Origin of the sequence: Tellurirhabdus rosea (assembly GCF_026278345.1) — a bacterium.
Classification (GTDB): domain Bacteria; phylum Bacteroidota; class Bacteroidia; order Cytophagales; family Spirosomataceae; genus Tellurirhabdus; species Tellurirhabdus rosea.
The window spans coordinates 2673058-2685357 of the sequence record NZ_CP111085.1; the positions used below are offsets into that span (position 1 = coordinate 2673058).

Here is a 12300-nt window from a genome sequence, read left to right on the forward strand (position 1 = left end):
CTGTTTTCCGTTTTCAGTTTTCGGTTGTCCGTTTTCTGTTTTCGGTTTCCAAATCCACGCTTTGCGGAGCAACAGAAAACTGAAAACGGACAACAGAAAACTGAAAACGGTTACTGGTTGTATCTTTTTCCTTTTATATCTGATGTGTTGAGGTATTTCAAAAGTCCGGCTATTAGCTTTCCGACGTCGTCAGCTTGTTGATATAAGTGATCGAACTCTTCTTTAGTGATATAGATATTATCAAGTGCCCGGTAAAGTTGGGATTTCACCTCTTCGGCTGAGCCTTTTGCGATACCAAGAAACTGAACGAACTCACCCCGACTTCCTCTTCCGAAACCTTCTGCGATATTATCCATGGCAGAGCCGGAAGATTTTCTGATCTGCCGTTTCAAATCGAAATCATCTTCAAACCTCCGGGTAACCTCATGTATCTCTTTGGCAAGGAGTCGGGCTTTCTGCCATGACTTCAATTCCTCAAATGTGTTTACGGTAGGCATAAGTTGTTTTCTGTTTTCTGTCTTCCGTTTTCTATTGTATGTAAAAGTAAAGTATCAAACGAGAAACAGAAGACAGAAAACGCAAAACAGAAAACTCAAAACGGAAAACTAATCTTTCCCATGCTGACTGTCGGAACGCCCTGTCGGTCACCAAACGAGGTGGTTCCGCCCGCTACGGCTTCGTTGGCAAGGACGGCAAACAGAACGGCTTCTTTGGCGTCGCCCGAAATGCCCAGTTCGTCCGTGGAAGAAAACCGGGCTTCCGGCAGTTGCTCCCGAATGGCACCGGTCAGCACGGGGTTGTGCATCCCGCCTCCGCTCATGTAGATATGGTAGGTTTCGCCGGGCTGGATGGCGGATTTCAATGCGTCGGCGATGGTGTCGGCGCTGAAACGGGTCAGGGTTGCCATCAGATCTTCGGCCGTCAGCGAGGTGGTCTGGCTGCGTTGCTGCGCCTGCCGGACGTAGTCGAGGCTGAACAACTCCGGGCCCGTCGTTTTGGGGAAGGCCGTCGTGAAAAACGGGTCTTTTTTCAGAATCCGCAGCAGGTCTTCGTTCACCCGGCCCCGGGCGGCAATGCGTCCGCCTTCGTCGAAGGGCTGGTCGAAAAAGCGGCGGGCAAAGGCGTCGATGAGCGTATTGCCCGGCCCGGTATCGGTCGTGAACACCTCCGCCGCGTTGAGGCTGCCCGGCAGATACGTGAAGTTGGCAATGCCGCCCATGTTCAGCATCAGCCGGTTTTCGCCGCGTTTCGAAAAAATGAAATAGTCCCCGTACACCGCCAGCGGCGCGCCTTCCCCGCCTTTCGCCAGATGTTTCTGCCGAAAATCGCTGAGGGTGATAATGCCCGACGTGACGGCCACGTGGTCGCCGTCGCCGATCTGGAGCGTGGCATTGGGAAATTTGGCGAGCCCGTGCTGGCTTTTGGGCGCGTGGAAGACCGTCTGGCCGTGGCTGGCCACGAGGTCCACGTCGTCGGGCGTAAGGTTCCAGCGGTTCAGGCAATCCAGAATCATCCGGCCGTGGATCTGCCCGATGTACGGGTTCAGCAGGCACAGGTGCTGGAAATCAATGTCTTTTTTGGCAAAAACCTTCCGGATTTCGGCTTTAAGGTCGTCGGTATACGGTACGGTAGCAAAATGCGTCAGCGTCACGTTGGTATCCTCGCCGCTGCCGCTGATGCGACAGAGCGCCACGTCGAGGCCGTCGAGCGAGGTGCCGGACATAAGGCCGATGATGCGGCGTTCGGAGCGGGAAGCCAGTTCCGTGAGGCGTTGGAGGTTTCGGTTCATACAGCACAAATCACTTCGGCGGTAAAATTAGCAGATGCTAAATAAGTTATTGGCAGGATTCGGCGGCGAACCCAATATTTTTGACGAAAACAAGATACCCGCCCCCGGCATGATGTGGTTAGGAGACGAGCAAACTGATTTTTTCGAAAGTATTCTGTTTCAGGCCCTGGGCCGCCCGGTCGACGTCCTGGAAGCCCGGTTCCTGTCGGGCGGAGACATCAACACGGCCGCGCAGGTTTTCACCTCCGAACAGCTTTTTTTCATCAAATGGAATACCGCCGGGCAGGAAGGGATGTTTGAAGCCGAAGCCCGGGGTCTTGAGCTGCTGCGGAAGACCGACACGCTGCAGATTCCGGCCGTCGTCGGGCACGGGCAGCAGCAGGACAAAGCCTACCTGATCCTGGAATACATCGATTCGGCGCCGGCGGGTCCGGATTACTGGGAAAAACTGGGCCAGTCGCTGGCCGAACTGCATTCGCATACCCAGCCGCGGTTTGGCCTGGAGTTCGATAACTTCATCGGTCTGCTGCCCCAGCAGAATACCTTAACCGACAATGGCATCCGCTTCTTCATCGAACAGCGGCTGCATCCGCAGGCCGGACTGGCGCTGTACAAAGGCCTGATTGACAAAAAACTCTACGACCGCTTTGCGCGGCTTTACCAGCGGCTGCCCGAACTTCTGCCCGCCGAACGCCCGGCCCTGCTGCACGGCGATCTTTGGTCGGGCAATGTGATGGTGAACGAAGACGGCCAGCCCACGCTGATCGACCCGGCGGTCTATTACGGCTTCCGGGAGGCCGAACTGGCCTTCACCACCCTTTTCGGCGGCTTCGACGAGCGGTTCTACGCTGCCTACCACGAGGCATTTCCGCTGGAAGACGGTTTTCGGGAGCGGATTCCGATCTACAACCTCTACCCGTTGCTGGTTCATGTCAACCTGTTTGGGACGGGTTATGTCAGTGGCGTTGAGCGAATCCTGAAAGCATTCGGTTAGTAACATTTACGCAATCGATTGCGCAGATTTACTGGTTCCGGATACTCATTTTTCGCCCTTGCGGACGGAAATCTTTCGTAACTTTTCCCCTCTTCGCCGACCGAAGAAAATTTTAACAGAGAAGTCCTATGAACCAGACCACCCCGCCACAAAACCTTGCCCTGCCCGTCGGCGTGACGCTCGACCGGTACATTATTCGGAAACAAAGCGCCTTCCCGTTTGCCACCGGGGAACTATCGCAACTGCTGCGGGATATTGCACTGGCCGGAAAAATCATTAACCGGGAAATCAACCGGGCGGGTCTGATCGACGTGGTCGGCGGGTTCGGGGCGCAGAACGTTCAGGGCGAAAACCAGCAGAAACTGGACGTCATTGCCAACATTCGCTTTATCCGGGCGCTGAAAAACGGCGGGGAAGTCTGCGCCCTTATTTCTGAAGAAGACGAAGAGATCATTTTCACCGGCAACGACCACGGCAAATACGTCGTGGCGATGGACCCCCTCGACGGCTCGTCGAACATCGACGTCAACGTATCCATCGGGACCATTTTCTCCATCTACCGGCGCATCACTCCCACCGGAACCCGGGCCACGCTCGACGATTTCATGCAGGGCGGCCGGAAACAGGTGGCGGCGGGCTATATTCTGTACGGCTCGTCCACGATGCTCGTCTACACGACCGGTCACGGTGTCAGCGGCTTCACGTACGACCACTCCCTCGGCGAATTCTTTCTGTCGCATGCCGAACTGACGAGTCCGGACAACGGCACCATCTATTCCTGCAACGACGGCAATTTCAACCAGTATCCCGAAACCGTCCGGGACTATCTGGCGACCTGCCGCGAACGGGGATACACGGGCCGGTACATCGGTTCGCTGGTGGCCGATTTTCACCGGAACCTCATCAAAGGCGGTATGTACCTCTACCCGCCCATTCCCAAGGCTCCGTCGGGCAAGCTGCGGCTTCTGTACGAGTGCTACCCGCTGGCGTTCATCGCCGAACAGGCCGGGGGCAGCGCCTGCGACGGCTACCGCTCGATTCTGGACATCGAACCCACGCACCTGCACCAGCGGACGCCGCTCTACATCGGGGCGAAAGGAATGGTCGAAGAATTATTGTCGCGCTTCTGAACTTGGATTACACGGATTAATTGATTTACTATGAAGTTCTGATGGTGTCGTCACCGTCAATTTACTAATCCGTGTAATAGCCAGTCAACAATGCGTCTTCAAAACAAAATTGCAATCATCACCGGAGCGGCCCGCGGCATCGGCCGGGCCGCCGCCGAAATTTTTGCCCGCGAGGGAGCTACCGTTCTTATCTGGGACATGCTCGACGGCGAGCCGACCGCCCAGGCCATCCGCGAGGCAGGCGGCCGGGCCGAATTCATGAAAGTCAGCGTCACGGACGTGCCCGGCGTGGAAGCCGCCGCCCGAACCGTCGCCGAACAATACGGCCGCATCGACATCCTCATCAACAACGCCGGAATCACCCGCGACCGCACTTTGCTGAAAATGTCGCACGACGAATGGCAGCAGGTGCTCGACGTGAACCTGACGGGCGTGTTCAACTGCACCAAAGCCGTCGTGCCGTACATGGTCGAACAGAAGTACGGCCGGATTATCTGCACCTCGTCCGTGGTGGGCGTGCACGGCAATTTCGGGCAGACGAATTATTCGGCGACCAAAGCGGGCGTGATCGCCATGTGCCGGACCTGGGCCAAAGAACTAGGGTCGAAAGGCATAACCGCCAACGCCGTCGCACCCGGTTTCATCGCGACCGACATGACCGACGCCATGCCCGAAGAAGTCCGCCAGGCGACGATCCAGACGATTCCGGCCAGACGGATGGGCGAACCGGAGGATATTGCCTATGCGTATCTATATCTGGCCTCAGACGAAGCCTCCTTCGTCAACGGGCAGGTGCTGGGCGTCAACGGTGGCCAGTCTTCTTAACCGAATCAGACGATGGGTTTATACCTCATGGCGGCGCTGTATGTCGTCGCCGGTATCCTGCACTTTACCGCCACCCGGTTTTATGTCCGGAGCATGCCGCCCTACCTCCCGGCGCATCAGTTGCTGGTTTATGTGAGCGGCGTTGCCGAAATCGTGCTAGGTCTCGGCCTGCTGTTTCCGGCCGTTCGGTCGCTGGCGGCCTGGGGCATTATTCTGCTGCTGATCGCGGTTTTTCCGGCCAATGTGTACATGCTCACTTCGGGTAGGTTTACCAACCTTCCGACTTGGGCGCTGGTTTTACGATTACCGCTGCAACTGGTCCTGATCTGGTGGGCCTATCAGTATACAAAGTAGGCCGAAGGATAAGGTAGTATGCTTGCATACTATACAAAGTTGCCTTATTTTTGGATATTCGTGGACAGATTCACTAAATCAACAACACATGGCATCTTCAACGCTGGAATTGACCGGCTTAAACTTTAACCTGACGGAAGAGCACCTGGCAGTTCAGGAAGCGGCGCGGGACTTCGCCCAGAACGATCTTCTGCCGGGCGTCATCGAGCGCGACTCCGAAGCGAAATTTCCCGCCGAGCAGGTCAAAAAAATGGGCGAACTGGGTTTTCTGGGCATGATGGTCGCCCCGGAATACGGCGGCGGCGGCATGGATACCGTTTCCTACGTCATCGCCATGGAAGAGATTTCCAAGGTCGATGCGTCATGCTCGGTCATTATGTCCGTCAACAACTCGCTGGTCTGCTGGGGTCTGGAGACCTACGGCAGCGAAGAGCAAAAGCAGAAGTACCTGACCCGGCTTGCTTCGGGCGAAATCATCGGGGCCTTCTGTCTGTCCGAGCCGGAAGCGGGTTCGGACGCCACCTCGCAAACCACGACGGCTTTCGACCAGGGCGACCATTACCTGCTTAACGGCACCAAAAACTGGATTACCAACGGCAACTCGTCAGGCGTTTGCCTCGTGATGGCCCAGACGGACGTCGAAAAGAAGCACAAAGGCATCAACTGCCTGATTGTGGAGAAGGGCCAGCCGGGCTTTGTGGTTGGGAAAAAGGAGGACAAAATGGGCATCCGGGCTTCGGATACGCACTCGCTCATGTTCACGGACGTGAAGGTGCCGAAGGAAAACCGCATCGGTCCCGAAGGCTTCGGTTTCAAGTTTGCCATGTCCACCCTCAACGGCGGCCGGATCGGGATTGCGGCCCAGGCCCTCGGCATTGCGGCCGGCGCTTACGAACTCGCGCTGAAATACAGTCAGGAGCGCAAATCGTTTGGCCGCCGGATTTTCGACCACCAGGCCATCCAGTTCAAGCTTGCCGAAATGGCGACCCGCATTGAAGCCGCCCGGCTGCTGGTCTACAAAGCGGCCCGGCTGAAGGACGAAGGCAAGGATTACGTGCAGGCCGCCGCCATGGCGAAACTGTACGCTTCAGACGTGGCCATGTGGGCCACTACGGAGGCCGTTCAGGTGCACGGAGGCTACGGATACGTGAAGGAATTTCATGTGGAGCGCCTGATGCGGGACGCCAAAATTACCCAGATTTATGAAGGGACTTCAGAAATACAAAAATTAGTTATTGCCCGCGAACTGGTCAAATAGCACTTCCTTATACCGTTTACACAATTTTTTTTCAAAAGATGCATGTATCCTTGGCGGGCACGTGCATCTTTTTTTATATTTTCACGGGATAAACACTTGTATTAGTTTTGTCCAATTTATTAGATTTGTGCAATAAACACGATACACCACCTAAAGCTATAGATAGGACTTAGCGTTTACCGTCATGGAAGATTATAACAAAATCATCGAATCGCTGGGCGTCAAATTCATTAAAGCGCGTAACATCCGGATTCTTCAGCCGATTACGATCAAGAATTACTACGATGTGGAGAACTCGTTGATGATTCTTTACAACGGCGAAGTATCGTTTGGGGAGGAGCTGCAGCAGGTTGAACCGGGGGATATGCTCTTTATTCCGGGCGGCAAACACGTGACCGTCACCTACGGCGATCCGACCTCTCCGAAGACCGTGACGAACGAAGAGTTCATGACCCACCGCGAACTGTATTTCGAAGCCAACCGGGATACGCAGAAGATCGGCAACATGCCCAACTCGTTCGGCTACGTCTCCTTTGAGGCCAAGGTCTTCGACTCGGTAAACTTCTTCAACTCGCTGGACATTCCGCCCTTCATCATCAAGGGCGAAAGCCAGCTGGCGCTTACCATCAACGATATTCTGGCGGAAGACATGCTGGAGACCGCCGGAAAAGGCCGGATTATCAAGATCAAAACGGAAGAGATCGTCATCGAGGTCATCCGCTACATCCTGAAGAACCGCCTGTTCGTCGAGCAGCTCGTGACCAACAGCACGTATTTCAAGGACCCGCGCCTGATCGATATTTTCGCCTACATCAAAAACAACCTCGGCGGCGACCTTTCCAACAAGGTGCTCGCCAACGTGGCCAACGTGTCGGAAGATTATGTCGGGCAGTACTTCAAGATGCTGACGGGCATCAACCCGCAGGATTACATCGAATACCAGCGGATGGAAGCCGCCGTCGGCCTGCTGCGGACGAGCAAGAAAAGCATCCGGGCGATCGGGGCCGAAGTGGGCTACAAGGATACGGCCTATTTCTGCCGCCGCTTCAAGATGATGTTCGGTATTCCCGCCGGAAAGATGCGCCGCCGGGAGTCGCTGATGAATGTGTAAAACGAAGTCGTAAGTCGTAAGTGGCTCCGCCTCGCTGGGAGACGGCGGAGCCACTTACGACTTCATTTTATTGACTAATTACCCCTTTGTTCGCTTTCTGAACGACATCGGCGATTTCGGGCAGCAGCTCGGGATTTTTCTCGATTCCGTTGCCGACCACAATCACATCCGCCCCCGCCTGCAGGGCCGCCATCGCTTTCTCGGGTGAGTTGATGCCGCCGCCGACCACAATGGGCGTATCGACCGCCGCGCGGACGGCCGCGATCATTTCGGGAGAAACTGGCCGACGCGCGCCGCTGCCCGCATCCAGGTACATCAGTTTCAGGCCGAGCATTTCGCCCGCCATTGCCGTACAGGCCGCCACGCCGGGTTTGTCGTGGGGCAGCGGCGTCGTATTGCTGATGTAGGAAACCGTCGTCTGGGTGCCGCTATCGACCAGCATATACCCGGTCGAGAGGATTTCGAGACCACTTTGCCGAAGGATGGGAGCCGCCACGACATGCTGTCCGATCAGAAAGTCCGGATTGCGGCCCGAAATGAGCGAAAGGAGCAGGATGGCATCCGCACTCGGCTCGATGTGGAGACTGTTGCCGGGAAAAAGAACGACCGGAATCGGCGTATAATCCCGGATCATACCGATAATTTCGCGCGTTACGTAACTGGTGATCAGGCTGCCGCCGACAAAAAAGAAATCGACCCGATTTTCAACGCTTCGTATCAGGAGGTCCTTAAACGCGTCTTGCCCGACCTTATCCGGATCGAGCAAGACAGCGAACGATTTTTGGCCCGCTTCTTTACGGGTATACAGACTGGTAAGGAGATGGCTGGGTTTGCCGACCGGAAGCGTATGGCTGCTTTGATGCATTATTTTGAGTAAATCGGGAAACATACTTCAAGGCCTGATCCTTGGCGTAAGCCGTAGCGATCGAGGTCACGATACCCATTATAGCTCCACTGATCGCCGATTTCTTAGGCGCCGATTCAGCCGCTTTGGTCGCACGGTGCGTCATTGCTTTCTGACTGTGCTGCGGATAATATTCATCGGCATCTTCATCGTAGTAAGCTTCCTCCTCGTCCTGGTCTCTGTCTTTGGGCAGAATCAGGCTTGCGATGAGGTAAACCGCCAGGGAAACACCAGCAACAATAGCAACAGTCTTGCCAACTTCCGAAGCGTCACCCTTCAGCGAGCTTACATTCGTTTCAATGCGGCTTTTGTACTGCTCCGTTGCCTCCATTAATTCCGCCCGGCGAGCTGAGGTATCCGAAAAAGGTACGTTCGGGTCCATAATTTGAGCGTTCTAAAATTAGTAAAAAATTGGTTGGTATGACTGTTTAAACATTGGGGTTCTGATAAGACGGCCCCGCGCCGCCCGTTGCCCGTTCGGAATAAGACTGCCGGATCGACTCTTCCGTCTGCTGGCGGAGTTCGTTGATCGCGTCCGTTTTTTCGTGTTCCTTCTTTTCCTGCTGGCTTTTCAGCACGCCATAGGCCATCGTCCGGATGCGGGCCAGGAAGAAATTCTTGGCCGCAACCCAGATGATCGTCAGCACCAGAAAGAATCCGGCCACGATCAGAAAACCCAGGTACCGGCTGTCGGTCAGGTGGTTGATCCAGGCCGCCAGCAGACTAAAAAGAAATATCGTTGTGATCGTCGCCAGAAAACCCAGCACAATTCCGTGTACTGCCTGTACCGCCCCCTCTTCTACCTTATTCCGCGTTTCCAGCTTGAACAGTTCAATACGGGCTTCAAGGTATTTAAAGATACTGTCCCGAATTTCATCAATTTTTTCCAACATGGCTGTCCCTGATTTGACTGTAAGGGTATTACAAAATAGATAGGATTTTGTTTGCCAAAAGGTATTATGTGGGCAGGTGCCCCGGACGCGCCCGTTGTCTGTAATACCAAAACAAAAAAGCACCGGACGGCCGAATACAGCTCGGGTCCGATGCTTTTGTTATCGCTGGAAAGACGCTTAACTGGCGCGCTTCAGTTTTGCTTCGATGGTTTGCTGGGTATGCGGAACGGCCCGCAGACGCTCTTTGGGAATGAGCTTGCCCGTATCGACGCAGATGCCGTACGTACCGTTCTTGATCCGGACCAGAGCCGCATCCAGTTGCTGGATAAACTTCTGCAGACGGGCCGCCAACTGGCTCAGGTTTTCACGCTCACTCGTGTCGGCCCCATCTTCCAGCAGTTTCGACGTACCCGAGGTGTTGTCGGTACCGCTGTCGTTCCGTTTACTGAGCGTCTCCTTAATGTAGTTAAGCTCGCTACGGGAGGCTTCGAGCTTCTGGTTAATCAGAATCTCAAACTCTTTCAGGTCTTCTTCTGAATAACGCTTCTTTTCTTCCTGAACCATAAGGAGTAATGTTTGTAAATTTTTGGTTACTAAACGGTGCTTTTATGAGAACAAAATTACAACTCAATTGATTCATTTCCATCTTATTTGGCCGCCGTTCAAAAAAAAGTCAAAATCTTACGAATTGGTAAAACGTGAAAAACACCAAATTTTCAGACTTGTTACCCCTTCTCTTTCGTTACATCATTGCCACATTTTTCGGATTGGCCGCAAGACGTTTTGTCCTCTTTTTTTAGACTATACCATGAAAAAATAGTTATTTATTAGTAGTATTTATTTTTTGGTATGTTTGCGAGGACATACTTCTGCGTTTTTTGTCAACTAACTAATTAGTTTATGGCTTATATCGAACCTGCACCGATAAAAGATAAAGAGAATCCCCTCGAATCCATGATGTCGCGTTTCGACGCGGCGGCCCGGCTCCTGGGCATTACGGAAGAAATGTATTACATCCTGAAAGTACCCGCCAAACAGGTGACGGTCGGCCTGCCCATCACGATGGACAACGGCGAAATCAGGGTTTTTGAAGGACACCGCGTTATTCACTCCAACATCCTCGGACCGGCCAAAGGCGGTATCCGCTTCGATCCGGGCGTTCACCTCGACGAAGTCCGGGCGCTGGCCGCCTGGATGACCTGGAAGTGCGCCGTGGTGGATATTCCGTACGGGGGTGCCAAGGGTGGAATCGCCTGCAACCCGCGCGAAATGTCGGCCGGCGAAATCGAACGGCTGATGCGGGCCTATACCGTAGCGATGCTCGACGTGTTCGGCCCCGACAAAGACATTCCGGCTCCCGACATGGGCACGGGCCCGCGCGAAATGGCCTGGCTGATGGACGAATATTCGAAAGCCAAAGGCATGACGGTCAATGCCGTGGTTACCGGCAAGCCGCTCGTACTGGGTGGTTCGCTGGGCCGCACGGAAGCCACGGGCCGCGGCGTGACGATTTCGGCGCTGGCGGCGATGGACAAGCTCCGGATGAATCCTTACCGGGCTTCGGCCGCCATCCAGGGCTTTGGAAACGTGGGTTCCTACGCGGCTTCGCTCCTGCACGAACGGGGCGTCACGGTCAACGCCATCAGCGACATCAGTGGCGGTTACTACAACGACCGCGGCATCGACATTGAGGCAGCGATTGCCTATCGCAATGCCCACAACGGCACCCTGGACGGTTTTGCGGGCGCGGAGAAGATTTCGAACGAGCAACTGCTTTCGCTGCCCGTCGATGTGCTCGTTCCCGCCGCAAAAGAAGACGTGATCACGGCCGAAAACGCCCACACCATCCAGGCGAAGATGATCATCGAAGGTGCCAACGGCCCCACTTCCGCTTCTGCCGACGACATCATCAACAGCAAAGGCGTTCTGGTGGTACCCGACATTCTGGCAAACGCAGGCGGCGTAACGGTCTCCTACTTCGAATGGGTACAGAACCGCATCGGCTACAAATGGACGCTCGACCGCGTCAACCGCCGTTCCGACCGCATCATGAAAGACGCCTTTGACCGGGTGTATGACACTTCGATCAAATACAGCGTTTCGATGCGCCTGGCCGCCTACATCGTCGCCATCGACAAAGTAGCGAGCACGTACAAGTTCCGCGGAGGATATTGATTTAGTTAAGAGTTATGAGTTATGCATGATGAGTTAACTTGCTTTAGCTAACTAATTCATAACTCATAATTCATAACTCATGACTGTTTTTCGTAATTTCGCGGGCCGGTTTTCCGGCCTTTTTTTGTAACCGATCTTTTTTCTATGACAATTCACAAGGAAGGATACACGATTCTTCTGGTAACGGTGCTGGTGCTGGTGGGCTTGAACCTGGTCACGACTTACCTCTTTTCGGGCAATGACACCGCATTCTGGCTGGTGATGGTTACGAGTATCGTGCTGTTTCTGCTCGTGCTGCAGTTCTTTCGGAAGCCCCGGCGCGTGACGGATGAAAACGACAGGCATGTGATCTGCCCTGCCGACGGCACGGTTGTCGTCATTGAAGAAACGGTTGAAAGCGAATATTTCAAAGGGCCCCGCCGTCAGGTTTCGGTGTTTATGTCGCCGCTGAACGTGCACATCAACTTCCATCCGGTATCGGGGCTGGTCAAATATGTCCGGTATTACCCCGGCAAATACCTGGTGGCCTGGCATCCCAAATCGAGCACCGAAAACGAACGGACATCCGTTGTCGTGCAGGCTAAAAATGGCGTGGAAGTTCTTTTCCGCCAGATCGCGGGTGCCATGGCCCGGCGCATTGTGTGGTACGTCAAGGAAGGCCAGGAAGTGCGCCAGGGGTCCGAATTCGGCTTTATCAAGTTCGGCTCCCGCGTCGACATTTACCTGCCGCTCGACGCCGAGATCAAAGTGAAAATCGGCGAAAAAACGAAGGGCGGCGTCACGGTTCTGGCAGAACTGCCCTCCTGATTCTACCATCAGATAAACAAAAAAGCCCCGATCCGGGGCTTTTTTTATGGTAGCGCGGAC

Annotated in this window: 14 protein-coding genes; 8 read left to right on the forward strand and 6 right to left on the reverse strand. The window is 54.5% G+C overall.

Features of this window, described 5'->3' with window-relative positions:
- Positions 1–110 precede the first annotated feature (110 nt).
- On the reverse strand, positions 111–497 hold the full coding sequence (locus ORG26_RS11185; protein WP_266369169.1) for a four helix bundle protein: 387 nt from the start codon (positions 495–497) through the stop codon (positions 111–113).
- Between the two features lie 95 nt (positions 498–592).
- Positions 593–1789: an anhydro-N-acetylmuramic acid kinase gene (locus tag ORG26_RS11190; protein WP_266369170.1), complete on the reverse strand. Its 1197-nt coding sequence runs from the start codon at positions 1787–1789 to the stop codon at positions 593–595.
- A gap of 109 nt (positions 1790–1898) precedes the next feature.
- On the opposite strand from ORG26_RS11190, the gene ORG26_RS11195 reads away from it, so the two are divergent.
- From ORG26_RS11195 to ORG26_RS11220, 6 genes are all read left to right on the forward strand, one after another.
- On the forward strand, positions 1899–2783 hold the full coding sequence (locus ORG26_RS11195; RefSeq protein WP_266369376.1) for a fructosamine kinase family protein: 885 nt from the start codon (positions 1899–1901) through the stop codon (positions 2781–2783).
- A gap of 128 nt (positions 2784–2911) precedes the next feature.
- Positions 2912–3913, forward strand: a complete 1002-nt coding sequence (gene fbp, locus ORG26_RS11200) for a class 1 fructose-bisphosphatase (RefSeq protein WP_266369171.1) — start codon at positions 2912–2914, stop codon at positions 3911–3913.
- Between the two features lie 90 nt (positions 3914–4003).
- Positions 4004–4738, forward strand: a complete 735-nt coding sequence (fabG, locus tag ORG26_RS11205) for a 3-oxoacyl-[acyl-carrier-protein] reductase (RefSeq protein WP_266369172.1) — start codon at positions 4004–4006, stop codon at positions 4736–4738.
- Between the two features lie 12 nt (positions 4739–4750).
- Positions 4751–5092, forward strand: coding sequence for a DoxX family protein (locus tag ORG26_RS11210; protein WP_266369174.1), 342 nt, complete (start codon positions 4751–4753; stop codon positions 5090–5092).
- A gap of 88 nt (positions 5093–5180) precedes the next feature.
- Entirely contained in the window at positions 5181–6350 is a 1170-nt protein-coding gene (locus tag ORG26_RS11215) for an acyl-CoA dehydrogenase (protein WP_266369175.1), read from the forward strand.
- A gap of 184 nt (positions 6351–6534) precedes the next feature.
- Complete coding sequence (locus tag ORG26_RS11220) at positions 6535–7461, forward strand: helix-turn-helix domain-containing protein (RefSeq protein WP_266369176.1); 927 nt, start codon at positions 6535–6537, stop codon at positions 7459–7461.
- 67 nt (positions 7462–7528) lie between these two features.
- On the opposite strand, the gene ORG26_RS11225 is transcribed toward ORG26_RS11220, so the two are convergent.
- From ORG26_RS11225 to ORG26_RS11240, 4 genes are all read right to left on the reverse strand, one after another.
- Complete coding sequence (locus tag ORG26_RS11225) at positions 7529–8326, reverse strand: phosphoglycerol geranylgeranyltransferase (protein WP_266369178.1); 798 nt, start codon at positions 8324–8326, stop codon at positions 7529–7531.
- Complete coding sequence (locus ORG26_RS11230) at positions 8256–8747, reverse strand: hypothetical protein (protein ID WP_266369179.1); 492 nt, start codon at positions 8745–8747, stop codon at positions 8256–8258. Before ORG26_RS11230 ends, ORG26_RS11225 begins: the two co-directional genes overlap by 71 nt.
- Positions 8748–8793: 46 nt before the next feature.
- Entirely contained in the window at positions 8794–9258 is a 465-nt protein-coding gene (locus ORG26_RS11235) for a phage holin family protein (protein WP_266369181.1), read from the reverse strand.
- Positions 9259–9435: 177 nt separating this feature from the next.
- Entirely contained in the window at positions 9436–9822 is a 387-nt protein-coding gene (locus ORG26_RS11240; RefSeq protein ID WP_266369182.1) for a TraR/DksA family transcriptional regulator, read from the reverse strand.
- 336 nt (positions 9823–10158) lie between these two features.
- On the opposite strand from ORG26_RS11240, the gene ORG26_RS11245 reads away from it, so the two are divergent.
- Together ORG26_RS11245 and ORG26_RS11250 are read left to right on the forward strand one after the other, a co-directional pair.
- Positions 10159–11433: a Glu/Leu/Phe/Val family dehydrogenase gene (locus ORG26_RS11245; RefSeq protein WP_266369183.1), complete on the forward strand. Its 1275-nt coding sequence runs from the start codon at positions 10159–10161 to the stop codon at positions 11431–11433.
- A gap of 144 nt (positions 11434–11577) precedes the next feature.
- The gene (locus ORG26_RS11250) at positions 11578–12240 is read left to right on the forward strand and encodes a phosphatidylserine decarboxylase family protein (protein WP_266369184.1); all 663 of its coding nucleotides are present in this window, start codon (positions 11578–11580) and stop codon (positions 12238–12240) included.
- Positions 12241–12300 lie beyond the last annotated feature (60 nt).

Coding starts and splice junctions, on each gene's coding strand:
- ORG26_RS11185 (WP_266369169.1), bottom strand. CDS start 497: ATGCCTACCGTAAACACATTTGAGGAATTGAAGTCATGGCAGAAAGCC.
- ORG26_RS11190 (WP_266369170.1), bottom strand. CDS start 1,789: ATGAACCGAAACCTCCAACGCCTCACGGAACTGGCTTCCCGCTCCGAA.
- ORG26_RS11195 (WP_266369376.1), top strand. CDS start 1,899: ATGATGTGGTTAGGAGACGAGCAAACTGATTTTTTCGAAAGTATTCTG.
- fbp (WP_266369171.1), top strand. CDS start 2,912: ATGAACCAGACCACCCCGCCACAAAACCTTGCCCTGCCCGTCGGCGTG.
- fabG (WP_266369172.1), top strand. CDS start 4,004: ATGCGTCTTCAAAACAAAATTGCAATCATCACCGGAGCGGCCCGCGGC.
- ORG26_RS11210 (WP_266369174.1), top strand. CDS start 4,751: ATGGGTTTATACCTCATGGCGGCGCTGTATGTCGTCGCCGGTATCCTG.
- ORG26_RS11215 (WP_266369175.1), top strand. CDS start 5,181: ATGGCATCTTCAACGCTGGAATTGACCGGCTTAAACTTTAACCTGACG.
- ORG26_RS11220 (WP_266369176.1), top strand. CDS start 6,535: ATGGAAGATTATAACAAAATCATCGAATCGCTGGGCGTCAAATTCATT.
- ORG26_RS11225 (WP_266369178.1), bottom strand. CDS start 8,326: ATGCATCAAAGCAGCCATACGCTTCCGGTCGGCAAACCCAGCCATCTC.
- ORG26_RS11230 (WP_266369179.1), bottom strand. CDS start 8,747: ATGGACCCGAACGTACCTTTTTCGGATACCTCAGCTCGCCGGGCGGAA.
- ORG26_RS11235 (WP_266369181.1), bottom strand. CDS start 9,258: ATGTTGGAAAAAATTGATGAAATTCGGGACAGTATCTTTAAATACCTT.
- ORG26_RS11240 (WP_266369182.1), bottom strand. CDS start 9,822: ATGGTTCAGGAAGAAAAGAAGCGTTATTCAGAAGAAGACCTGAAAGAG.
- ORG26_RS11245 (WP_266369183.1), top strand. CDS start 10,159: ATGGCTTATATCGAACCTGCACCGATAAAAGATAAAGAGAATCCCCTC.
- ORG26_RS11250 (WP_266369184.1), top strand. CDS start 11,578: ATGACAATTCACAAGGAAGGATACACGATTCTTCTGGTAACGGTGCTG.